Consider the following 22,794-nt stretch of genomic DNA (forward strand, 5'->3'; position numbering starts at 1 on the left):
ATGACGCGCGTGCTGAGCCGACGTACTCACACCGGTGGCGACCCCGGTGACGGTGCCGGTGCGGGTGCCCGCTCGCTCCGTGGCGCGAGCCCCCGGTCGGCCGCACGCACGGCCGCTCGCCGCGAGCGCACCGTCATCTGGTCGGCCAACCCCTCGCTCGGCGCGCTCGTGACGGTGGCGCGGCTCGGCCCCCGCATCGTCCGCGTGCCCCGGCTCGGCTGGGTGGTGCGCGACCCGGTGCTCATCCGTGAGCTGCTCGTCGACCACCGGTCGACGTCGTTGCTCGGTGAGGGCGGGGTGGGGCACCTCTGGTCGCAGGTGCTGGGCGACTGGGTCGAGGACCTCTTCGACGGCAGCGGCCACCACTCGTTGCGCACGAGGGCCCGCGACCTCTTCACGGAGTCGGCCGCGCACGACCTCGTCGCGCCCGCGGCTGCACCGGTGACCGCTCACCTCGCCCACGAGCTGGGGTCGGGGCGGGCCGTCGACGTCGCCGATCTGGCACGGGTGCTCGTCGGCCGGATCGTCGTCGCCATGCTCGGCATCGACCCGACGACCTTCGCCGACGAGGCCACGACGGCGGGGCTGGACCACGATGACGACTGGGGCGCCTACCGGCTCGTCTTCGCCCGGGGCGAGGAGCTGGCCGCGCTGGCGCTCGGCACCCAGTCCGACACACACCTCTCGCCCGAGACCGTCGACCGGGCCCGCGTGATCCTCGACGGGCTGACGGGCGGGGTGCCCGAGGCCTTCCGCACCTCGCCCGAGTCGACGGTGCTCGGTCGGTGCCGTGCCCTCGGGGTCACCGAGCAGGAGGCGACCGGGCTCGCCTCGCTGCTGCTCGTCGCCGGCACCGAGACCGCGGCCAGCGCCATCGCGCGCACCGCCGCCCTGCTCGCCGACACGGGGCAGGCCGCGCGTCTCGCCGAGGCCACGGGGAGCGAGCGCGACGAGCTGCTCGAGGTCGCGGTGCGTGAAGGCCTGCGCGTCACGACTCCGGCGCCCGTCATCGGTCGCCACATCACCCGCGACGTCACGGTCGCAGGCCGCACCCTGCGTGCCGGGGACCGGGTGCTGGCGCTCACCTACGTCGCCAACACCGCACCCGGGGCGCTCGACCTCGACCGCCCCTACCTGCCCGGCAACCGGCACCTGTGGTTCGGTGCGGGTCGCCACCTCTGCCTCGGAGCCGCGGTCGCGCGGGCCGAGCTGCGCCAGGTCGTCGGCACGCTGGCCGACGCCGGACCCTGGACCGTCGTCGACCGGCAGGCCGCCCGAGGCGTGCTCATCCCGACCTACCGCCGCCTCCTCGTCCGCCGCACCCCCTGACCGGCCCACCACCTGACCGCACCCTTCTGGGCAACACACCGAGCAATCGCCACCATCACCGGGCATAACCGCCCTGGGTTGGCGATTGCTCGGTGTGTTGCGGGGTCAGGCCCAGAAGCCGAGGAGGCTGCCGGTGATCTTGACGATGAAGGCGCTGACGATGATCACGAAGACCGCGCGCACGAAGCCGCTGCCCTTCGAGACGGCCGTGCGTGCGCCGACGTAACCGCCGACGAGATTGGCGACGGCGATGACCGAGCCGACCTTGAAGAGCACGAGCCCCATGGGCAGGAACACCGTCAGCGCCCCGAGATTCGTCGCGAAGTTGGCGATCTTGGCCTTGGCACTCGCCTCGAGGAAGTTGTAGCCGAGCAGCCCGACGAGCGCGAAGACGAGGAAGCTGCCCGTGCCCGGTCCGAGCGCCCCGTCGTAGACGCCGATGACGAAGCCCGTGAGCATCGCCAGCACCGTGTGCCGCGCCCCGTCGTAGCGCCGGATCGACTCCTTGCCGAGGTCGGGCTTGAAGATCGTGTAGGCGCCGACGAGCACGAGCAGCACGAGGATGATCGGGTTGAACGCCGACTTGGGGATGTGCAGCCCGATGAGCGCGCCGCCGATCGAGCCCAGGTAGGCGACGGCCGCCATCGGCAGCGCCGTGCGCAGGTCGGGCCGCACCCGGCGGTAGTAGGTGATCGAGCTCGTCGCCGTGCCGAAGATCGAGCCGAACTTGTTGGTCGCGAGCAGCTGCGCCGGCGAGGCCCCCGGCAGCCCGACGAGCAGGGCCGGCAGCTGCACGAGCCCCCCGCCGCCGACGACCGCGTCGATCCACCCCGCCGCAAAGGCGGCCAGTCCGAGGAAGACGAAGGTCGTGAGCGTCGGGTCGCTCACGCGCTGGACCTCGCGCTGCTCACGCGCCGGACCCCGCGCTGCCGCCATTCCAGCGGTCGACGATCGCGAGCACGTCGAGCAGCTCGTGCGCCACGGCGTCGGGCGTCGCCTCGTGCGAGACCTGCTGGTCCTCCGGGATAATCGAGTGCGGCACCCAGATCGCGCGCATGCCGACCTGCTGCGGGCCGTGCACGTCCTCGTAGGAGCGGTCGCCGACGTAGGCGCACTCGGCCGCCTCGACGCCGAGCGCCTCGGCTGCGTGCGCGAAGATCTCGGCCTGCGGCTTCACCCAGGGCGTCTCGCTGGAGTAGACGTCGGCGTCGACGAGGTGCAGCACGCCGTCACGCTCGAAGAGCGACCGGTGGTAGTCGCGGGGCCAGAGCGTGTTGGACAGCACTCCGACGCGGATCCCTCTGTCTCGCAGGCCGATCCAGAGCTCCTCGACGTGGGGGTGCGTGAGCGTGTGCGGCTCCCACACCTCACGGTATGCCGCCAGCGCGTCGTCCGCTCCCGGGTGACCGTCCGCGACGCCGACCGACTCGAGCAGCTCGTGCAGGCGGGCGCTGCCGCCGCCGCTGCGGCCCCGCTTCCACGCGGCGTCCTCGGCCTCGCAGATGGCGGCGACGAAGGCGGCGTGCGCCTCGCCCGTGTGACCGAGCCCGGCGGCATACGCCCCCCAGGTCGCGTGGAAGTCGACCTCGTGCCAGGGCGTGATGGTGCCGCCCCAGTCGAAGAGGACCGCCCGCACGGCCCGGTCGGCTGGGGTCACGAGCGCTCGACCTCCGCGGTGACCTCGGCGGTGAGCGCGGCCACGACGTCGTCGACCGCGACCTCGCGGCGCTCGCCCGAGCGGCGGTCCTTGATCTCGACGGTGCCGGTGGCGAGGCCTCGCCCGATGACGAGGATCGTCGGCACCCCGATGAGCTCGGAGTCCTTGAACTTCACGCCGGGGCTGACGCCCTTGCGGTCGTCGACGAGCACGGTGAGTCCCTGCACCTCGAGCTCGCGGGCGATCTCCTCGGCCTTGACGAAGAGCGCCTCGTCCTTGCCTGCGGCGACGATGTGCACGTCGGCGGGGGCGAGCTCGCGCGGCCAGATGATGCCCGACTCGTCGTGGTTGCCCTCGACGACGGCGGCGACGGCCCGCGAGACCCCGACGCCGTAGGAGCCCATGACGACGGTGACGAGCTTGCCGTTCTGGTCGAGCACCTTGAGGTCGAGCGCCTCGGCGTACTTCGTGCCGAGCTGGAAGACGTGGCCCATCTCGATGCCGCGGGCACCCGAGAGGGTCTGGTCGCAGGAGGGGCACGGGTCGCCGAAACGCACCTCGGCGGCCTCGATGGTGCCGTCGGCGGTGAAGTCACGGCCGGCGACGAGGTCGATGACGTGCTGGCCCGCGGCGTTGGCACCGGTCACCCAGCGGGTGCCCTCGGCGATGCGGGGGTCGAGCAGGTAGCGGATGCCCGTCGTCCCCTCGAGGCCGAGCGCACCGGGTCCGATGTAACCCTTGACGAGGGCCGGGTTGGCGGCGAAGTCGGCCTCGGTGAAGGCCTCCACCTCGGCCGGCTCGACCTGTGCTCCGAGGCGCTTCTCGTCGACCTCCCGGTCGCCGGGCACACCGATCGCGAGCGGCTCGCGGGTGCCGTCGGGCTGCACGAGCGTGACGACGACGTTCTTGAGGGTGTCGCCGGCCGCCCACGGGCGGTCCTCCCGGGGGAACCGCTCGTTGAGGTGGTCGACGAGCGTCTCGATCGTCGGGGTGTCGGGGGTGTCCTCGGCGTGCGCGGCGGGCACGCCCTCCCACCCGACCGGGCTGGGAGCCGGCACGCGCACGGCCTCGACGTTGGCGGCATACCCGCAGCTCGTGCAGTGGACGTAGGTGTCCTCGCCGACCTCGGCGGTGGCGAGGAACTCCTCGCTCTTGCTGCCGCCCATGGCGCCGGCCATGGCGGCGACGATGACGTAGTGGAAGCCGAGGCGGTCGAAGATCCGGACGTAGGCCTCGCGGTGCAGCTGGTAGCTCTTGTCGAGCCCGGCGGCGTCGATGTCGAAGGAGTAGCTGTCCTTCATGACGAACTCGCGGCCACGGAGCACGCCGGCGCGGGGCCGCGCCTCGTCGCGGTACTTCGTCTGGATCTGGTAGATCGAGAGCGGCAGGTCCTTGTAGGAGCTGTAGAGGTCCTTGACCGTGAGGGTGAACATCTCCTCGTGGGTCGGGCCGAGCAGGTGGTCGGCGCCCTTGCGGTCCTGCAGGCGGAAGATGTTGTCGCCGTACTCCATCCAGCGGCCGGACGCCTCGAACGGCTCCTTCGGCAGCAGCGCGGGGAAGAGCAGCTCCTGCGAGCCGATGGCGTCCATCTCCTCGCGGACGATCTTCTCGACGTTGCGCAGCACCCGCAGGCCGAGCGGCAGCCACGTGTAGACCCCGGGGCTGACGCGGCGCACGTAGCCGGCGCGCACGAGGAGGCGGTGGCTCGGGACCTCTGCGTCCGCCGGGTCCTCGCGAAGGGTTCGCAGGAACAGGGACGACATGTGCAGGGCCACCGGGACTCCTCGTTGGTCTTTCGGCTGAGCTGTGGTGCGGAACCCCGGAAGGATATCGGGGTATGCCGCCCCGCTCGGCCACGGCTGCGCCGCGCGGTTAACCGCGTGCACCTGCCGCGGGGGTTTGCCATCGTTGCCGTATGCCGCCTCCCCCGACCACCCTGACCCTCGTCACCGATGCCGCGCAGGCCAAGGCCGGCCTCGCCGGTCTCATCGACCGCGACCCGGCGGCCCTCAGCGTCGTGGCGAGCGTCATCGACGGCCTCGTCGCCGACCCCACCCGCTACACGGGTCCGCGGTGGTGGCTGGGCGCCGACCCGTCAGGCGACGTCGTCGCCGCCTTCATGCACACCCCACCCCACCCGCTCCACGTGGCCGTGGCCACCGAGGAGACGGCGCGCGACCTCGCGGCCCGCCTGGCCGATGCCGGTGATGCCCTGCCGGGCGTCGGCGGGCAGCGCCGACCCGCCGAGGCCTTCGCCGACGAGTGGGTCGCGCGCACCGGTGTGGGCTCGCGGGTCTCCATGGAGATCGGCAGCTTCGACCTGCCGGTCGCGCCGCAGCTGCCCTTCGAGGTGAGCGGACGCTTCCGTAGGGCGTCGGCCTCCGATCTCGGCCTCGTCGACAGGTGGAACCGGGCGTTCGTCGACGCCATCGAGGGCGGCGGACGGACGCCGCCCTCGCTCGCCCTCGCCGTGGCCGACGGCCGGGTCGCCCTCTGGGAGGACGACGGCCGCCCGGTGTCGATGGCCTACGCCTCCCCCGCGAACGGCGGCATCACCCGCATCTCGGGCGTCTGGACGCCGCCGGAGCTGCGCCGGCACGGCTACGCCAGCGGGGTCGTCGCAGCGCTCAGCCGGGAGCGTCAGGACCTCGGCGAGCGCTGCATGCTCTACACCGACCTCGCCAACCCGACGTCCAACGCGATCTACGAGGCCATGGGCTACCGCCGCGTGGGCGACGGGGTACACATCACGTTCAGCGCATGACCCCGGCGGCCCGCAGGGCCGTGCGGATCATCGGCCACTGCAGGGGCAGCCGGGCGACGGTCGCCGCGAGGTAGCCCTGCTTGGCTGTGCTCCCGGGGTCGCGCGACACGCCGCGACCGGCCTGTGCCGTCATGGTGACGTTGGCCGGGAAGACGGCGACGAGCAGCACGGCGGACGCGATGCCGGCCACCTTGCGGGTCTGCGGGAAGAGCAGCCCGACCGCACAGGCGATCTCGGCCGCGCCCGAGACGTAGACGAGCGCCCGTCGCTGCGGCAGCTGCCGGGGCACCATCGACTCGAAGGGCGCGGGCTTGACGAAGTGCATCGTGCCGGAGGCGAGGAAGAGCCCGGCCAGCGCGAGGGCGTCCTTGCCGAGGGGTGCGTTCGTCACGGTCTTCATCCCCTCACCCTAGGGGCGGGTCGGCAGACCCCGACCTCTCCCTAGAGCAGGACGGTCGTGAAGGCGCCGACCTCGCGGAAGCCGCACCGGGCGTAGGTCGCCCGCGCCGCCACGTTGTAGTCGTTGACATAGAGCGACACCTCGTCGGCGCCGGCGCTCAGCACCTGCTCGACGACGCTGGCCATCGCCGGCACCGACAGCCCCTGACCGCGCAGCCGCGGGTGCAGCCACACCCCCTGGACCTGGGCGCAGCCGAGCGCGAGCGATCCGACGTCGGCCTTGAAGACGACCTCGCCGTCCTCGACCCGGACGAAGGTGTGGCCGGCGCGGATGAGGCTCGAGATGCTGGCGCGGTAGCCCCGGTCGGAGCCGTAGTAGGGCGGGTAGCCGATCTCCTCGGTGAACATGTGCGCCGCGGCCGGCAGCACGATGTCGACCTCACCGGGGCGCGCCGGGCGCACGCGCTCGTCGAGCTCGAGCCCCAGCGCCGAGGGCTTGGTCGACGTCGTGAGCAGCGGCTGGTGGGTCCGCACGGCGCGCACCGGACCCCACCCGGGTCCGAGCCGGTCCCAGAGGCCGGTCACCTGCGGGGAGGGGCCGAAGATCGAGGCGACCTGCCGCCGCATCCGGCTGATCCTCTGGGCCACCCCGGCCACGCCGTCGTCGTCGAGCTCGACCGGCACGACGTTGGCGCTCACCCATGCCAGGCCGGCGAGCTCGCTGCCGTTCCAGTGGCCCACGACCGAGCCCGGCGACGTGCGCAGCGAGCCCTCGACGATGCGAGCGGCGACGAAGACGTTGGCCGCACGGTCGCGCGCGCAGCACTCCAGGGCAGCGTCGTGGTCGGCGGTCGTCAGCGGCCGCACAGGGAGACGTTGGCGAAGCACCCTCACAGCCTGCCTGCCCGGACCGGCCGTGTCACCCCGGGCGCGCGAGGGTCGGCGCGCCATTCTGGGGCGGTGCCCCCTCCCGCGACCGCCGAGACCCCCCGACCGCGGGTCGGCCAGGCCGACGCCTGGCTCGCCTCGCCCGCGGCCGACACGTCCTGGCGGGAGCGGCTCGAGGCGCTGGACGCGGAGGAGCGGCGGCGCCTCGCGGCGATCGTGGAGCCCACGACAGCCCGGGCGTATGCCGTGCTGCACCTGCTCGCTCGCGACGTCCTCGGGCGGCTGGTCGGCTCCCCACCGAGCGACGTCGAGCTCGACCGGACCTGCGCACGGTGCGGAGGGCAGCACGGCCCTCCGCGCGTCGTCGGCCACCCGCAGCTGCACGTCTCGCTGTCACGCACGCCGGACCTCGTCGCCGTCGCGGTCTCGGCGGACGCCCCGGTCGGCGTCGACGTGGAGCGGGTCGCCGGCACCGGGTTCGCTGGCTTCGACGCCGTCGCGACCCACCCGTCCGAGCTGGCGGCCGGCATCGACGACCACGCGCGGGCGGTGAGCTGGGTGCGCAAGGAGGCCGCGCTCAAGGCCCTCGGCGTCGGTTTCGTCGTCGACCCGGCCACCCTCGCCACGCCGCAGCCGGGCCGGGCCGACATCGTGCTGCCCGGACGGCCTGCGGTCAGCGTCGTCGACCTCGCGCTCGACGACGACGGCCACGTGGCAGCGCTCGGGCTCGCGGCGGCATACGGCGAGGTGCAGGTCACCGTGCACCCCCGCGCCTGACCGGCTGTGGTCAGCGCCGCGCCGGGCGCGGCAGCAGCGGGAGGGCGGGGTGCATGAGCCACGCCTCGAGCAGCCGCTCGGCCTCGCCCGACGGGTCGTGGGCGGCGACGTGCTGGACGAAGTCGGCCGTCGACACCGAGCCGTGCTCGTGCTCGGACACCCAGGTGCGCAGCAGCGACCAGAAGCCCTCGTCGCCGAGGTGCAGGCGCAGGGCGTGCAGGGTCAGGGCGCCACGCTTGTAGACCCGGTCGTCGAACATCGTCTCGGGCCCGGGGTCGGCGAGCACGAAGTCCTGCGCGAGACCCGCGAGGCGGGTGCGCTGCTGCGACGCGAGCGTGTCGGCCGTGGGCCCTCCCGACGCGTGCGACCAGAGCCACTCGGCGTAGCAGGCGAAGCCCTCGTTGAGCCAGATGTCGGCCCACGACGTGACGGTGAGGCTGTTGCCGAACCACTGGTGGGCGAGCTCGTGGGCGATGAGGCGCTGGTGCACGCCGCGACCGCTCAGCCAGTTGGGACCGAAGGTCGCCATGCCCTGGGCCTCGAGCGGGATCTCCAGCTCGTCGGGGGTGACGACGACCGTGTAGTCGTCGAAGGGGTAGGGCCCGAAGAGGTCGGCGAAGAGCTCCATCATCCGCGGCTGGAGCTGCAGCTCGCCGAGCACCTGCCGGTGCAGCCGCCGAGGCGCGACGACGACCTGGCGCACCGGACCCTCGGCGAGCAGGGCCCGGTCGTACTGCCCGATGTGCACGGCAGCGAGGTAGGTCGCCATCGGGTCGGGCTGGTCGTAGACGTGACGGGTGCGGCTGCCGCGCACGTAGCGGCCCGTGAGCGTGCCGGTCACGCACACGGCATACGGCGAGTCGCACTCCACCGCGATGCGGTAGGTGCCCTTCGAACGGGGGTGGTCGTTGCAGGGGAACCAGGTCGGCGCGCCCGTCGGCTGGCTGGCGACGAGCACGCCGTCGTCGAGCTCCTCCCAGCCCACGTCGCCCCAGACGGACCGTGCGGGACCCGGGTTGCCGGCATACGTGAGCGTGATGCTGGTGCCCTCACCGGGCGCGAGCGGGCGGGGCAGGGTGACGATGACGTGTCCGCCGCGCTGGGTCCAGCGGGAGGTGAGGCGCCCGGTCGTCACCTTCGACACGCGGAGCCCGACGAGGTCGATGCGCAGCTGCGTCAGGGGCGAGGTGGCGACGACGTCGAGCCGCGCCAGCCCGCTGAGACGGTTGGACGAGACCTTGTAGGACAGGTCGAGGTCGTAGTGGCGCACCTCGTAGGTGGCGTCCCCACGACCGGGCACATAGGGATCACCAGACGTCACGGGCACGGGGCCACACTATGCCGCACGCGCGCGCGGACTCGGGTCGTGGCAGCCCGCCGGGTCACGAGGGCGCCTTGACCAGGCCGCTCTTGGACGGCTTCGCGGGCACGCGCCACGGGGCGATCGGGTTGCCGGTCCACCGGCTGCCGGCCGGCACCGACTCGCCGCGCAGCACGAGCGAGCCGGGGCCGACCGTGGCGCCCTGCTCGATGGAGGCAGCGGGCAGGATGACGCCGTTGGGTCCGAGCGTCGCACCGTCGGCCAGGGTCACGGTGTCCATCGACATGATGCGGTCGTGGAAGAGGTGCGTCTGCAGCACGCAACCGCGGTTGACGGTGACGCCGTCGCCGAGGGTGACGAGGTCGGCCTCGGGCAGCCAGTAGGTCTCGCACCACACCCCGTGGCCGATGCGGGCGCCGAGGCTGCGCAGCCAGACGTTGATCGCCGGGGTGCCGGTCGCGGTCCACGCGAACCACGGCCCGGCGACCATCTCGACGAAGGTGTCGACGACCTCGTTGCGCCACACGAACGGGCTCCACAACGGGTGCTCGACGGCGCGGATCGGCCCGACGACGACCCACTTGGCCGCCGTCGTGATCGCCGCGGCGAAGGCGCCCACGACCGCGAGCACGAGACCCGAGAGGGCGGCTGCTTGCCAGAGACCGAAGTGCTCGACGAGCCACTCGAGCGCGAGGAAGACGGTGAGCCCGAGCGCCACGCTGACCATCACCGGGATGACACGGCACAGCTCGACGAGGCCGCGGATCACCTTGAGCCGCAAGGGCGGAGCATAGGTGCGCTCGAGGTCGCCGCCGGGTGCCGCGCGACGCAGCCGCACCGGCGGGCTGCCGAGCCAGCTCGACCCGGCCTTGGACTTCTGGGGGGCGGCCGAGAGCACGGCGACGAGCCCGTCTCGGGGCACGCGCCGGCCCGGGGCGGTCATCCCCGAGTTGCCGAGGAAGGCGCGCTTGCCGACCTTGGCCCGCGCTATGCGCATCCAGCCCCGGCCCAGCTCGTAGCCGGCGACGAGCGTGTCGTCGGCGAGGAAGGCGCCGTCGGAGACGGTCGTCATCTTCGGCAGCAGGAGCACGGTCGAGGCCTCCACGCCCTTGCCGACGCGCGCGCCGAGGGCGCGCAGCCACACGGGCGTGAGCAGGCTCGCATAGATCGGGAAGAGCAGGGTGCGCGCCTGGTCGAGCAGGCGCTCGGTCACCCACACCTGCCACCCGACGCGGCTGCGCACCGGGTGGAAGCCCTCGCTGAGACCGAGGCCCAGCAGGCGCACGACGACGATGGTGAGCAGGGCCAGGGTGAGCAGCGCGAGCACCGTCACGAGGGGCACGGAGAGGTATGCCGCCCGGGCTGCGTCGCCGTAGGACGCGGCGTCCTGCAGCCGGCCCGCGAGCACCAGCAGGCCGGGCAGCAGCGCGACGAGCGGGATGACGGCCAGCCCGATGGACGACACCCCGTAGACGGGCACCCACGCCGAGCGGCGCGCGGGACGCTGGGAGGGCCACCGCCCGGAGCCGCTGCCGCCGAAGCCGACCCGCGTGGCCGGCGACCCGGCGACGGTCGTGCCGGCGGTGACGTCGGACAGCACCGTGGCGCCGGCCTCGACGAGCGCGTCGTGGCCGATGGCGACGTCGGGTCCGATGGTGCTGCGGGCGGCGACCGTCGCGCCGGCGCCGATGGTGATGGCGCCGACGTGCACGACGTCGCCGTCCATCCAGTAGCCCGACAGGTCGACCTCGGGCTCGATGCTGGCGCCCTCCCCGATCGTCAGCATGCCCGTCACGGGGGGCACGCTGTGCAGGTCGACGCCGGGGCCGACGCTTGCTCCGAGCGCCCGCGCGTAGGCGAGGATCCACGGCGCCCCGGCGAGCGACACCGCGCCCATCGACTCCGTGAAGCGCTCGGCGGCCCAGAGGCGCAGCTGCACGTGACCGCCGCGCGGGTAGGTGCCGGGGCGCACGCCCATGAGGAGCAGCCGCGCACCGAGGGCCGAGATGCTCATGCGGCCGACCGGGGTGATGAAGGCGAGCCAGCCGACGCCGAGCACCCACCACGACGTCGGGGTCGCCCAGGGCGCGAGGTCGAGGGCGCGGAGCAGCTCGGTCGCCGTGACGAGACCGACGACCCACTGCATGCCCTTGACGGTGAGCAGCAGGAGGGAGACGAAGGTCTGCACGAGCTGGATGTGGCGTGGGATGCGGCGCACGTGCCGCGGCGGCTGCGGTGCGCCGGCCGGCTCGGCCGCCTCGAGCAGCTCGGCCTGGGCGCCGAGGCGGGGCCGGTCATAGACGTCCGCGACCGTCACGGTCGGCACCCGCTGCCGCAGGAGCGACACGAGCTGGGCCGCCGACAGGCTGCCACCACCGAGGGCGAAGAAGTCCGCGTCCGGCGAGGCGACCCGCGCGCCGAGCACGCTGGTCCACTGCTGCGCGAGCCAGCCCTCGACCCCCTCGAGCTCGACCGCATCGTCACCCAGCTCGGTGCCGGGCAGGGGCCAGGGCAGGGCGGCCCGGTCGACCTTGCCCGAGACGCGCGTCGGCAGCTCGTCGACGAGGGCGAGCAGCGGCACGAGGGCCGCGGGCAGCTCCTCGCGCAACCGGGTCCTCGCCGCGTCGGTGTCGAAGGCCTCGGCATCGTCCGGCACGACATAGCCGACGAGCACCTGGGTGCCCGCCGGCGTCGTCTTCACGGCCGCGGCCGCCCCCGTGACCTCGGGGAGCGACTGCAGGGCGGCGTCGACCTCTCCGAGCTCGATGCGCCGGCCACCGAGCTTGACCTGCTCGTCGCCCCGGCCGACGAAGACCAGCCCCTCGGGGTCGTTGACGACGAGATCGCCGGAGCGGTAGGCCCGCTCCCACCCGAGCGTCGGCATCGGCGCGAACTTCTCGGCGTCCTTGGCCGGGTCGAGGTAGCGGGCCAGCCCCACTCCCCCGATGATGAGCTGGCCGGTGGCGCCCGGGGCCACCGGCAGCTCCTGCTCGTCGACGACGACGAGGTCCCAGCCGTCGAGGGGCAGCCCGATGCGCACGGGCCCCTCGCCGGTCATGAGCGCCCCACAGGCGACCACCGTGGCCTCGGTGGGACCGTAGGTGTTCCACACCTCGCGCTCCGGTGTCGCGAGGCGGGCGGCGAGCTCGGGCGGGCAGGCCTCACCGCCGAAGATGAGCAGGCGCACCGGCTCGAGGGCCTCGGCCGGCCACAGCGCCGCGAGGGTGGGCACCGTCGACACGACGGTGATGCCCTGGGCGACGAGCCACGGGCCGAGGTCCATGCCCGTGCGCACGAGCGCCCGCGGCGCGGGCACGAGGCAGGCGCCATGGGCCCAGGCGAGCCACATCTCCTCGCACGAGGCGTCGAAGGCGACCGAGAGCCCGGCGAGCACCCGGTCGCCGGGGCCGATCGGGCTCTGACGCAGGAAGATCCGCGACTCGGCATCGACGAAGGCGGCCGCTGACCGGTGCGTGACGGCGACGCCCTTGGGCACCCCCGTCGAGCCGGACGTGAAGATGATCCACGCGTCGTCGGTCGACCGGACGGGGACAAGCGGCTCGTCCGGGGTGTCGATGACGTCTTTGGTGCCGGGGGCATCAGGGTTGCCGGGGACGTCTGGCGTGTCGGGGACGTCAGGGGTGTCGAGGACGTCGGGGGCGGCATACCGCTCGCTGGAGTGTGCCGACGCCAGGTGACGCGTGATGGCGCGGCCGGCTCCGACGACGGCGGTGACCTGCGCCTCGCCGAAGACGAGGTCGGCCCGCTCCTGCGGGTCGTCGGCGTCGACGGGCACGTAGGCGGCGCCGGCCCGCATGATGCCGAGGATGGCGACGTAGAGGTCGTGGGTGCCCGACGGCGCCCGGATGCCGACGCGGTCGCCGGTGCGCACACCCGCAGCGCGCAACGAGCGGGCCACGTCGTCCACCTGCTCGCCGAGCTCGCGGTACGTGAGCACCGAGCGCGTGTCGTCGACGGCCGGCGCGTCAGGATGCGTCGCGATCGTCGCATCGAGGACGTCGACGAGGGTGCGGGGCGCAGGCGCCCGATCGCCGGCGAGCAGCGGGTCGGGCAAGGGGACTCCTTCACCGGTGGCGATCGCCCTGTCAGGCGGCTGCCACGGAGTCTAGTGAGCCCGGGTGAACGGTGAGTGACGTTGCCAGTCGGTCAGCCGACGGTGACGTTGGGCGCTCCGGCCGACTCATCGTCGACCGGCTCGCCCATCTCCTCGGCGAGGCGCATGGCCTCCTCGATGAGCGTCTCGACGATCTGGCTCTCGGGCACGGTCTTGATGACCTCGCCCTTGACGAAGATCTGGCCCTTGCCGTTGCCCGACGCGACGCCGAGGTCGGCCTCGCGGGCCTCCCCCGGGCCGTTGACGACGCAGCCCATGACGGCGACGCGCAGCGGCACGGTCATGCCCTCGAGCCCGGCAGTGACCTGGTCGGCGAGGGTGTAGACGTCGACCTGGGCGCGGCCGCACGACGGGCACGACACGATCTCGAGCTTGCGGGGGCGCAGGTTGAGGCTCTGCAGGATCTGGTTGCCGACCTTGACCTCCTCGACCGGCGGGGCGCTGAGCGACACCCGGATCGTGTCGCCGATGCCACGCGAGAGCAGGGCGCCGAAGGCGGTGGCCGACTTGATGGTGCCCTGGAAGGCGGGGCCGGCCTCGGTGACACCGAGGTGCAGGGGCCAGTCGCCGCGCTCGGCGAGCAGCTCGTAGGCGCGCACCATGATCACCGGGTCGTTGTGCTTGACCGAGATCTTGAAGTCGTGGAAGTCGTGCTCCTCGAAGAGGCTCGCCTCCCAGACGGCGGACTCGACGAGCGCCTCGGGGGTCGCCTTGCCGTACTTCTCCATGATCCGCTTGTCGAGGCTGCCGGCGTTGACGCCGATGCGGATGGAGACGCCGGCGTCCTTGGCCGCCTTGGCGATCTCCTTGACCTGGTCGTCGAACTGGCGGATGTTGCCGGGGTTGACGCGCACGGCCGCGCAGCCGGCGTCGATCGCGGCGTAGACGTACTTCGGCTGGAAGTGGATGTCGGCGATGACCGGGATCTGGCTCTTGCGCGCGATCGCGGGCAGGGCGTCGGCGTCGTCCTGGCTCGGGCAGGCCACGCGCACGATGTCGCAGCCGCTGGCCGTGAGCTCGGCGATCTGCTGGAGTGTCGCGTTGATGTCGGTCGTCGGCGTCGTCGTCATCGACTGCACCGACACCGGGAAGTCGCTGCCGATACCGACCTTGCCCACGTGGATCTGCCGGGTCTTGCGACGGGGCGCGAGGACCGGCGGGGGCAGGGGCGGCATACCGAGGGAAACGCTCATGCCGCCATTATGTCCACACGCTCGGGGGCTCCGCCCCCGAGTGCCCCCGAACTGCCCGCGGCGCCAGTCCCGATGCACCCGCCAAGTACCGCCGAGGGCACCGCGGAAACCCTCGGGGGCTCCGCCCCCGAGTGCCCCGAGCAGTTCCTCGCGGCCGCGCGGTCAGCCGAAGATGTTGATGGGCTTGACGATGTCGGCGTAGATGAGCAGCACCGACATGGTGATGAGCACGAGCGACATGCCGTAGGCGATCGGCAGTCCCTTGGCGACGTCGACGTAGCCCGGGTCGGGCCGGTTGCGCAGCCGGGCCCAGCTCTTCTTGATCGACTCCCAGATCGCGCCGGCCACGTGCCCGCCGTCGAGCGGCAGCAGCGGGATGAGGTTGAAGACGAAGAGCGCGAGGTTGAGCGAGGCGATGAGCAGCACGAGCTGGGCGAGCTTGAGCCAGTTGCCGCCCTCGTCGGCCGGGATGTCGAGCGCGGCGACCTCGCCGCCGATCCGGCCGACGCCGACGACCGAGATCGGTCCGTTGGGGTCACGCTCGCCGGAGCCGAACGCCGCCTGCATGACGCCGGCCATCTTCTCGGGGATCCGCACGATGATCGAGGCGGTCTCGACGGTGCGGTCCCAGACGAACTGCGGCGCCTCCCAGATCGGGGTGCGCACGAGCTCGGAGGCCGGAGTGATGCCGGCGAAGCCCACCGGGGAGAGCACGAGCTGGCCGTCCTGCACGACCGGCTTGTTGTCGGCGTCGTAGGTGACGCGCTCGAGCACGGCGGGGGTGATCGCGATCGTGACCCGCTCGTCGCCGCGCTGCACCACCCACGTCATGTCGCGGCCCTGGCTGGCGCGGATCGCCGCCGAGACCTGGTCCCACTCGGTGATCGCGCTCCCGTCGACCGACAGGATGCGGTCCCCGTCCTTGAGGCCGGCGGCTGCCGCGGGGCTCTGGGGATCACCCGGCGCACAGTCGGGCTGGGGCACCTGCAGGGTGGGCGCGGCAGTCGGCACGCACTGCGAGAGCCGGCCGACCTCCGGTGCGATCTGCGGGAGCCCATAGATCGTGATGACGCCGGTGAGCAGCACGGCGGCGATGACGAGGTTCATGATCGGGCCGCCGAGCATGATGATGATCTTCTTGCCGGGGCTCAGCCTGTAGAAGACGCGGTCCTCGTCGCCGGGGCGCACCTCCTCCATCGAGTCGGCGCGCGCCTGGTCGACCATCTGGCTGAAACGGCCGGTCGAGAGGGTGCGCAGCTCACCGGGGGCGTCGCCGGGGCGTGGTGGGAGCATGCCGATCATGCGCACGTAGCCGCCGAGTGGGATGGCCTTGATGCCGTACTCGGTCTCACCGCGGCGGCGCGACCAGATCGTCGGGCCGAAGCCGACCATGTACTGGGTCACCTTGACGCCGAACTTCTTGGCGGGCACAAGGTGGCCGATCTCGTGCAGGGCAATGGACAGCGCCACGCCGATCACGACGACGAGGACCCCTAGGACGAAGAGCACGTCCCATTGTCACATCGCCAGCCTGTGAACCCCGACGCGGACGCCCCCCGCCCCCCTGTCTCTTGATCGAAAGAGCAATCCGTCCGCTCGTGCGCGACCCCGCGGCCCCACGGGACGTGGACGGATTGCTCTTTCGATCGGGGCTCGGTCAGGCGGTGATGGTGCGCCCGGCGGTGTCGCGGGCCCACGCATCGGCGGCGAGGACGTCATCGAGCGTGAGGTCGGTGACCTCGGAGAGGGGCTCGGCGGCATACGCGTCGACGACCCGGGCGATCGTGTCGACGATGTCGACGAAGCCGAGGCGCCCCTCGTGGAAGGCGTCGACGCAGACCTCGTTGGCGGCGTTGTAGACGGCCGGCCACGTGCCCCCGGCCTCCCCCACCCGGCGGGCGAGCGCGACAGCGGGGAACGCCTCGTCGTCGAGCGGCTCGAACTCCCAGGACTGCGCCCGGGTCCAGTCGACCGGCACGTCGGCATCGGCGATGCGCTCGGGCCAGCTCAGGCCGAGCGCGATGGGCACGAGCATCCGCGGCGGGCCGGCCTGCGCGATCGTCGAGCCGTCGACGAACTCCACCATCGAGTGGATCATCTGCTGCGGGTGCACGACGACGTCGATGCGGTCGAACGGGATGTCGAAGAGCAGGTGCGCCTCGATGACCTCGAGCCCCTTGTTGACGAGGGTCGCTGAGTTCGTCGTGATGACACGGCCCATCGAGAAGTTCGGGTGGGCGAGCGCCTGCTCAGGGGTCACGTCGGCGAGCTCGGCACGCGAGCGACCACGGAACGGCCCCCCGCTCGCGGTCACGACGAGCCGGCGCACCTCCTCGGCGCGGCCGCCGCGCAGGCACTGCGCGATCGCGGAGTGCTCGCTGTCGACGGGCACGATCTGCCCGGGCGCGGCAATGGCCTTGACGAGCGGCCCCCCGATGATGAGCGACTCCTTGTTGGCGAGCGCGAGCGTCGTGCCGGCACGCAGCGCGGCCAGAGTCGGCTCGAGCCCGATGGCCCCCGTGATGCCGTTGACCACGACGTCTGCCGCTCGCGCCGCCAGCTCCGTGCTCGCACCGGTGCCCGTCAACAGCTCGGGCCGGTATGCCGTGACGCCGGCTGCGTCGGCCGCGCGGGCGATCGCGTCGGCGAGGTCGCCCTCGCCGCCTCCCGCTGCCGCCACGACGGGGACGCGCAGCGCGACCGCCTGCTGCGCCACGAGCTCGAGGTTGCTGCCCGCGGAGAGGCCGACCACCTCGAAGCGGTCGCGGTTGCGCTCCACGAGGTCGATGGCCTGGGTGCCGATCGAGCCGGTCGAGCCGAGCAGGATGATGCGGCGGGGACGAGAGGGCGTCGCGGTGTCGGTCACCCGCGCATTCTCCCGCGTCGGACGGTCACGCCGTCACGTGCCTCGCCCGGAGCAGCTCCTCCCTCTTGAAGGCATAGGCCACGGCCCAGGTCATCCGCAGGCGATACATCCTGATGTCGTCGCCCCACGACCACGGGCTGCTGCCGTAGTGGGCGGTCCAGTGCGCCTCGACCTCGTCTCGGGCCGGCCCCGGCTCCATCAGCTCGGCGTAGCCGTGGCTGAAGAGCGCGAGGTCCTCGCCGTCGATGTGCGCCACGCTGGTGGCCGGCTGCCGGGCGAGGTGCCGCGCCTTGGCCGAGCTGCCGTCGGTGCTGAACGTCCACGTGCCGTGCAGGAAGTGGCCGTCGAGGGCGCTGATGCGCGGCTCGCCCCTGGCCGTGACCGTCGCGACCGACAACACCTTCATGCCGGTGAGGAGCGCGACGAGGTGCTCCGCGGTGAGCGTGCGGTCGTCGTTGATGATGCCGCGCAGGTGACCTGTCGCCCTGGCGTGCGAGGCATCGAGCAGCGCCTGCAGTGCCTCGATCTCGTCTGTGGTCTCGAGCATTCTCCGACGGTAGACCCGCCCGCCGACAACCGCTCGCGGCAAGCCCCTCCTCCCTGCGGTGGCGGGCGGCGGCATGATGGCGGCGTGAACTCGATCCGGTCGCGACCGATCCTGCTCGGCGTCCTCGCCGTGGTCCTCGTCGTGCTGGTCTGGCTCGTCGTGCAGGCAGCACGCGGCGGCCCCACGCCGGACGCGACGGGGGCGCAGACCGCCGTCACCGTCACCACGACCCCCGGCGCTCCCGGCACCCCGGCCCCGCCCGGCGCCACCAGCACGCCGGGCCGCCCGGGCGGTGCGACCGACCCCGTCTCGGGGCTGCCGTGGATCGCCGAGTCGGCCCTGCCGCCGCAGGCCCGCGAGACCCTGCGCCTCATCCGTGCGGGCGGGCCGTATCCCTACCCCCGCAACGACAACCAGACCTTCGCCAACCGCGAGCGGCTCCTCCCCCAGCAGTCCCGCGGCTACTACAAGGAGTTCACCGTGGTCACTCCCGGCTCGGACGACCGCGGCGCCCGCCGCATCGTCACCGGCTCGCAGGGCGAGCGCTACTGGACCGCCGACCACTACGCCTCCTTCAGCCGGATCGAGGAGGGGTCGTGACCACGTTCCTCGGTCCACACAGCGAGGCCGACGACCACCTCGACCTGCTCGCCTCGCTCGGCCACGACGTGCGCATCGTCGGGCCGGTCAGTGGCGGCGTCGACAAGGCCACCGTGCTGGCGGCCTTCGCCGCCGACCTCGACCTGCCCGACTGGTTCGGCCACAACTGGGACGCGCTGCTCGACGCCCTCCGCGACCTCGACGTGCCACGTGGCCAGACCCTCGAGCTGGTCTGGGACCACGTCGGTGACCTGCGCCGGCACGACCACGACACCTACGAGACCGTCGTCGACATCCTCGAACAGGTGCAGGACGAGCGTGACGACCTGCGCATCACCGTCATCGCACGCTGACCGGCCCGTATGCCGTCCGGTGCACGCCGCGACCACACCCGGCCCGCAGGTCGGCTCGGTCAGGAGACGAAGACCCGCTCGTCGATGAGCCGCTCGGTCACGGCGTTGCCCTCGGGGTGGAAGCGGCCGTGCTCGAAGTCCTTGGCGAACTCCAGCTCGACCCGGGCCTGGCCGTGGCGGTTCTTCTCCAGCGTCACCACCGACCAGCCGCGGAAGCGCTGGATGTTGCCGAGGTCGTAGACGAGGTGCTCGCGCGAGACGATGTCGACCTTGTCGCCGACGATCATGACGACGTCGGCCTCGAAGGCCAGGGCCGAGGACCCGCGCAGGTCGTGGGTGCGCATCCGGTGCCCCGACACGAGAGCCTCCTTGTCGGCCGCCGAGATGGCGACGATCGGCACCCGGGCCTGCAGCGCGAGGTCCTTCAGGCCCTCGGCCGCCGCGGTGACCCGCTCCGTCTCGTCGGGACGGTCGACGGGGATCTTCTGCACGTAGTCGAGCAGCACGAAGGGCGCCGTCCCGGTCGTCTGCGTCACCGCCGTCACCACCGCCGCCACCTCCTCGAGCGTCGTCGTCGCTCCCGACGACTCGTGGATGTGCAGGCGGTCGCCATAGCTCGTCAGGGCGGCATACGCCCTCGCTCCGCCCGGAAGGGCGGACAGCACGTCCTCGAGCGAGCCACCCCCCGACGCCGACTCGAAGGCCCGACGCACCTCGATGACCCCAGCCACCTCGCCGGGCGTGCGCTCGGCCGCCTCGAGGGCGATGAGCCGCTCGAGGAGGGTGTGGCTCTCGTGCTCGTAGGAGAAGATCACCGCGGCTCCGCCGGCGGCGACGACGTTGCGGGCGAACTGCACGCCCATCGTCGTCTTGCCGTGTCCGGCCGGTCCGCCGAGCAGCACGAGCTCCCCCGAGCGGAAACCCCCGGTCAGCGTCGCGTCGAGCACCGGGAACCCCGTCGACCACACGGTCGCACCAGCCGGTCCGCCGCGCCGCAACACGGAGTCGGTGTCGTCGAGCAGCGTCCCGAGGGAGCGCAGCGGTCCGGTCTCGCGGTGGGCCGCGGGTGTCGCCATGCGCAGATTGCACCACAGCCCGCGGCGGCGGCGGGCGGGATTGGCGACTTCCGCTGTGGGCCAGCGCGGGCGCTGGTGCACCCGCGTGACGCCGCGTGACCCGCGCGCCCTGGGAGGAACCCTCAGAGCGCGATGCCGACGTACTTCGTCTCGAGGTACTCGTCGATGCCCTCGAAGCCGCCCTCGCGACCCACGCCGGAGGCCTTGACGCCGCCGAAGGGCGCCGCCGGGTTGGACACGATGCCCTGATTGACCCCGACCATGCCGAACTCCAAGGCCTCGGAGACTGTGAGGGCCCGTGAGAGGTCCTGGGTGAAGAGGTAGGCGACGAGGCCGTACTCCGTGTCGTTGGCCATCTGGATCGCCTCGGCGTCGGTGCTGAACGTCGAGACCGGGGCGACGGGTCCGAAGATCTCCTCGCGGGCCAGGTCGGCGTCGGCCGGGACGTCGGTCAGCACCGTCGGCTGGTAGAACCAGCCCACACCGTCGGGAGCCGAGCCGCCCACGACGACGCGCGCGCCCTTGGCGACGGCGTCGTCGACGAGGGAGGAGACCTTGTCGCGCGACTTCTCGTCGACGAGCGGGCCGACGTCGACGCCCTCCTCGGTGCCGCGTCCGAGGGTGAGCGCGCCCATCCGCTGGGCGAGCTTGGCCGAGAAGTCCTCGGCCAGCGACTCGTGCACGTAGAAGCGGTTGGCGGCCGTGCAGGCCTCGCCCATGTTGCGCATCTTGGCGAGCATCGCGCCGTCGACGGCCTTGTCGACGTCGGCGTCGCCGAAGACGATGAAGGGCGCGTTGCCGCCGAGCTCCATCGACACGCGCAGGATCTGCTCCGAGGCCTGCTCCATCAGCTTGCGGCCGACCGGCGTCGACCCGGTGAAGGTGAGCTTGCGCAGCCGGGGGTCGCGGATGAGCGGCTCCATGACCTCACCGGTCGAGGTCGTCGTGACGACGTTGAGCACGCCGTCGGGCAGGCCGACCTCCTGGAGCACGTCGGCGAGGGCGAGCATCGTCAGCGGCGTCTGGCTGGCGGGCTTGACGACCATGGTGCAGCCGGCGGCGATGGCCGGGCCGATCTTGCGGGTGCCCATGGCGAGCGGGAAGTTCCACGGCGTGATCATGAGCACCGGACCGACCGGCTGGCGCATCGTCAAGAGCCGCGTCGCGCCGTTGGGGGCGACGGCGTAGCGACCGCCGATGCGCACGGCCTCCTCCGAGAACCAGCGGAAGAACTCGGCGCCGTAGGCGACCTCGCCCCGCGACTCGGCGAGGGTCTTGCCCATCTCGAGGGTCATCAGCATCGCGAACTCGTCGGCCCGCTCGGTGATCTTCTCGTATGCCGCCCGCAACAGCTCCGCACGGTCGCGCGGTGCCGTGCGTGCCCAGTCCGCCTGCGCCGCGACCGCCGCGTCGAGCGCCGCCTTGCCGTCGGCGACGCTGGCGTCGGCGACATGGGTGAGGATCTCGCCGGTGGCTGGGTCGTCGACCGCGAGGGTCTTGCCACCGCTCGCGTTGCGCCACTGACCGCCGATGAGCAGTCCCGTGGGGACGGACTCGAGCACTGACTTCTGCGTCACCGTTGCCATGACTGAAACCCTAACTGTCTGTTGATGATCGGGCCGAGGCGCCCTCAGCGGTCCTCGAGGCCCCAGGGGGAGCCGTAGCCCTCCGGCTTGGGTGCGGCGAGCAGGTCGAGGAAGGGCACCGCGTCGAAGGCCTCGGGGCCGAGCACGCCGGCGCCGCTCCACGTGCCGCGCGCGAGCAGCTCGAGCGCGACGACCGGGTTGATCGCCGTCTGCCAGACGACGCACTGGGCGCCGTAGCCCGCCATCGTCTCGGCGTTGTCGACGACGTGGTAGAGGTAGGTGCGGCGCGGCCAGCCGTCCTTGCCGGTGCCGGTGACGAAGAGGCCGGCGCAGGTCTTGCCGCTCATCCGCGGACCGATGGTCGCGGGGTCGGGCAGGGCTGCGGCGACGACGTCGCGGGGCGAGACCTGCACGCCCTTGACGGTGATCGGCTCCGTGCGGTCGAGCCCGAGGGTGTTGAGCACCTTGAGGATGGTGATGAACTCCTCGCCGAGGCCGTACTTGAAGGTGACCCGCTTGGCGTCGACCCAGCGAGGCATGAGGAGCACCTCCTCGTGCTCGACGTTGACGCACTCGACCGGGCCGATGCCCTCGGGGAAGTCGAAGACCTCGGGCTCGCTGAAGGGCGCCGTCGTGAACCAGCCGCGGTCCTTCTCCCAGATGACGGGAGGGTTGAGGCACTCCTCGATGGTCGTCCACATGGAGAAGCTCGGGGCGAAGACCTCGTTGCCCGCCTCGTCGTGCACGACGAGGTTGGCGCCGTCGCGGGTGCCGAGCTCGTCGATCTCGTCGAAGAGGTGGTCGGCGGCATACCTCGCGAAGACGTCGGAGAGGCCGGGCTCGACGCCGATGCCGACGAGGGCGAGCCGTCCGTCGGCCTTCCACTCGTCGGCGACGGCGAACTGCTCGTCGCCGAGCATGACACCGACTCTCTCGAAGGGCTGCTCGGGGTGGCGCTGCGACAGGCTCATGGCCATGTCGAGGTAGTCGGCCCCGGCAGCCTTGGCCCCGTTGAAGACCGGCATGTTGAACTTCGGGTCGACGGCGTTGAAGACGTGCGTCGCGCCGTGCGCGAGCGCCAGCTCCGTCACCGCCCGGGCCGACGAGGCGTCGACCTGGGCGGCGACGAAGCGCCCCTCCCCATTCCCTCCGGAATGCCGTCCGTTGACCGCGGCGACGGTGCGCTCGGCCCGCGCCACGTCGTAGTCGGCCACGACCCAGAGCTCGAAGAAGTCTCGCTCCGCCGCGATGCGCGCGGCGGCGTCACCGACTCCCCCGGAGCCGATCATGAGGACTCGCATCT

At 72.4% G+C, this 22,794-nt stretch carries 19 protein-coding genes; 5 read left to right on the plus strand and 14 right to left on the minus strand.

What is annotated here, in order from left to right:
- Positions 1-1,329 carry a cytochrome P450 gene (locus LG278_RS13825; RefSeq protein ID WP_404387726.1) on the plus strand — a complete coding sequence of 443 codons (1,329 nt, stop codon included), beginning with the start codon at positions 1-3 and terminating at the stop codon, positions 1,327-1,329.
- A 105-nt stretch (positions 1,330-1,434) separates the two neighbouring features.
- On the opposite strand, the gene LG278_RS13830 is transcribed toward LG278_RS13825, so the two are convergent.
- Genes LG278_RS13830 through LG278_RS13840 form a run of 3 tightly spaced genes read right to left on the minus strand, consistent with a single transcriptional unit; the run spans position 1,435 to position 4,761 of the window.
- Entirely contained in the window at positions 1,435-2,217 is a 783-nt protein-coding gene (locus LG278_RS13830) for a TSUP family transporter (RefSeq protein WP_404387728.1), read from the minus strand.
- Positions 2,218-2,236: 19 nt separating this feature from the next.
- On the minus strand, positions 2,237-2,986 hold the full coding sequence (locus LG278_RS13835; protein ID WP_404387729.1) for an HAD family hydrolase: 750 nt from the start codon (positions 2,984-2,986) through the stop codon (positions 2,237-2,239).
- Positions 2,983-4,761, minus strand: a complete 1,779-nt coding sequence (locus LG278_RS13840) for a proline--tRNA ligase (protein WP_404387731.1) — start codon at positions 4,759-4,761, stop codon at positions 2,983-2,985. Before LG278_RS13840 ends, LG278_RS13835 begins: the two co-directional genes overlap by 4 nt.
- Before the next feature lie 140 nt (positions 4,762-4,901).
- Here LG278_RS13840 and LG278_RS13845 point away from each other — a divergent pair, with 140 nt between their 5' ends.
- Entirely contained in the window at positions 4,902-5,750 is an 849-nt protein-coding gene (locus LG278_RS13845) for a GNAT family N-acetyltransferase (RefSeq protein ID WP_404387732.1), read from the plus strand.
- Here LG278_RS13845 and LG278_RS13850 read toward each other — a convergent pair.
- Both LG278_RS13850 and LG278_RS13855 read right to left on the minus strand, forming a co-directional pair.
- Positions 5,740-6,150, minus strand: coding sequence for a MauE/DoxX family redox-associated membrane protein (locus tag LG278_RS13850; protein WP_404387734.1), 411 nt, complete (start codon positions 6,148-6,150; stop codon positions 5,740-5,742). The genes LG278_RS13845 and LG278_RS13850 overlap by 11 nt on opposite strands.
- 41 nt (positions 6,151-6,191) lie before the next feature.
- Positions 6,192-7,016, minus strand: coding sequence for a GNAT family N-acetyltransferase (locus LG278_RS13855; protein WP_404387736.1), 825 nt, complete (start codon positions 7,014-7,016; stop codon positions 6,192-6,194).
- Between the two features lie 93 nt (positions 7,017-7,109).
- Here LG278_RS13855 and LG278_RS13860 point away from each other — a divergent pair, with 93 nt between their 5' ends.
- Positions 7,110-7,814 (plus strand): 4'-phosphopantetheinyl transferase family protein, encoded by a 705-nt coding sequence (locus LG278_RS13860; RefSeq protein WP_404387738.1) that lies wholly within the window; start codon positions 7,110-7,112, stop codon positions 7,812-7,814.
- A gap of 10 nt (positions 7,815-7,824) precedes the next feature.
- On the opposite strand, the gene LG278_RS13865 is transcribed toward LG278_RS13860, so the two are convergent.
- The 6 genes from LG278_RS13865 to LG278_RS13890 form a co-directional block, all read right to left on the minus strand.
- The gene (locus LG278_RS13865; RefSeq protein ID WP_404387739.1) at positions 7,825-9,141 is read right to left on the minus strand and encodes a M1 family metallopeptidase; all 1,317 of its coding nucleotides are present in this window, start codon (positions 9,139-9,141) and stop codon (positions 7,825-7,827) included.
- 55 nt (positions 9,142-9,196) lie between these two features.
- The gene (locus LG278_RS13870; RefSeq protein ID WP_404387740.1) at positions 9,197-13,210 is read right to left on the minus strand and encodes a Pls/PosA family non-ribosomal peptide synthetase; all 4,014 of its coding nucleotides are present in this window, start codon (positions 13,208-13,210) and stop codon (positions 9,197-9,199) included.
- 92 nt (positions 13,211-13,302) lie between these two features.
- Positions 13,303-14,463, minus strand: coding sequence for a flavodoxin-dependent (E)-4-hydroxy-3-methylbut-2-enyl-diphosphate synthase (ispG, locus tag LG278_RS13875; RefSeq protein WP_404387741.1), 1,161 nt, complete (start codon positions 14,461-14,463; stop codon positions 13,303-13,305).
- Between the two features lie 162 nt (positions 14,464-14,625).
- Positions 14,626-15,972 carry a M50 family metallopeptidase gene (locus LG278_RS13880; RefSeq protein WP_404387742.1) on the minus strand — a complete coding sequence of 449 codons (1,347 nt, stop codon included), beginning with the start codon at positions 15,970-15,972 and terminating at the stop codon, positions 14,626-14,628.
- A 148-nt stretch (positions 15,973-16,120) separates the two neighbouring features.
- The gene (dxr, locus tag LG278_RS13885) at positions 16,121-17,329 is read right to left on the minus strand and encodes a 1-deoxy-D-xylulose-5-phosphate reductoisomerase (protein WP_404387743.1); all 1,209 of its coding nucleotides are present in this window, start codon (positions 17,327-17,329) and stop codon (positions 16,121-16,123) included.
- Between the two features lie 25 nt (positions 17,330-17,354).
- Positions 17,355-17,876, minus strand: coding sequence for a pyridoxamine 5'-phosphate oxidase family protein (locus LG278_RS13890; protein ID WP_404387744.1), 522 nt, complete (start codon positions 17,874-17,876; stop codon positions 17,355-17,357).
- Between the two features lie 84 nt (positions 17,877-17,960).
- Here LG278_RS13890 and LG278_RS13895 point away from each other — a divergent pair, with 84 nt between their 5' ends.
- Positions 17,961-18,476, plus strand: a complete 516-nt coding sequence (locus LG278_RS13895) for a ribonuclease domain-containing protein (RefSeq protein WP_404387745.1) — start codon at positions 17,961-17,963, stop codon at positions 18,474-18,476.
- Entirely contained in the window at positions 18,473-18,829 is a 357-nt protein-coding gene (locus LG278_RS13900) for a barstar family protein (RefSeq protein ID WP_404387747.1), read from the plus strand. The genes LG278_RS13895 and LG278_RS13900 overlap by 4 nt, the downstream gene beginning before the upstream one ends.
- A gap of 59 nt (positions 18,830-18,888) precedes the next feature.
- Here the strand turns inward: LG278_RS13900 and LG278_RS13905 are convergent, their stop codons facing one another.
- The 3 genes from LG278_RS13905 to LG278_RS13915 all read right to left on the minus strand — a co-directional run bounded on the left by LG278_RS13905 (position 18,889) and on the right by LG278_RS13915 (position 22,792).
- A complete protein-coding gene (locus LG278_RS13905; RefSeq protein WP_404387749.1) occupies positions 18,889-19,905 on the minus strand; it encodes a DnaB-like helicase C-terminal domain-containing protein in 1,017 nt (338 codons plus the stop codon).
- A 122-nt stretch (positions 19,906-20,027) separates the two neighbouring features.
- Positions 20,028-21,491 (minus strand): NAD-dependent succinate-semialdehyde dehydrogenase, encoded by a 1,464-nt coding sequence (locus tag LG278_RS13910; RefSeq protein ID WP_404387751.1) that lies wholly within the window; start codon positions 21,489-21,491, stop codon positions 20,028-20,030.
- Positions 21,492-21,535: 44 nt separating this feature from the next.
- A complete protein-coding gene (locus tag LG278_RS13915; RefSeq protein WP_404387753.1) occupies positions 21,536-22,792 on the minus strand; it encodes a saccharopine dehydrogenase family protein in 1,257 nt (418 codons plus the stop codon).
- Positions 22,793-22,794: the final 2 nt, after the last annotated feature.

The organism is Humibacillus xanthopallidus (genome assembly GCF_044793955.1).
GTDB lineage: Bacteria > Actinomycetota > Actinomycetes > Actinomycetales > Dermatophilaceae > Humibacillus > Humibacillus xanthopallidus_C.

What these genes read in the sequence shown, in the direction of transcription:
- LG278_RS13825 (WP_404387726.1), top strand. Translation starts at nt 1, where the DNA reads ATGACGCGCGTGCTGAGCCGACGTACTCACACCGGTGGCGACCCCGGT.
- LG278_RS13845 (WP_404387732.1), top strand. Translation starts at nt 4,902, where the DNA reads ATGCCGCCTCCCCCGACCACCCTGACCCTCGTCACCGATGCCGCGCAG.
- LG278_RS13850 (WP_404387734.1), bottom strand. Translation starts at nt 6,150, where the DNA reads ATGAAGACCGTGACGAACGCACCCCTCGGCAAGGACGCCCTCGCGCTG.
- ispG (WP_404387741.1), bottom strand. Translation starts at nt 14,463, where the DNA reads ATGAGCGTTTCCCTCGGTATGCCGCCCCTGCCCCCGCCGGTCCTCGCG.
- LG278_RS13890 (WP_404387744.1), bottom strand. Translation starts at nt 17,876, where the DNA reads ATGCTCGAGACCACAGACGAGATCGAGGCACTGCAGGCGCTGCTCGAT.
- LG278_RS13905 (WP_404387749.1), bottom strand. Translation starts at nt 19,905, where the DNA reads ATGGCGACACCCGCGGCCCACCGCGAGACCGGACCGCTGCGCTCCCTC.
- LG278_RS13910 (WP_404387751.1), bottom strand. Translation starts at nt 21,491, where the DNA reads ATGGCAACGGTGACGCAGAAGTCAGTGCTCGAGTCCGTCCCCACGGGA.
- LG278_RS13915 (WP_404387753.1), bottom strand. Translation starts at nt 22,792, where the DNA reads ATGCGAGTCCTCATGATCGGCTCCGGGGGAGTCGGTGACGCCGCCGCG.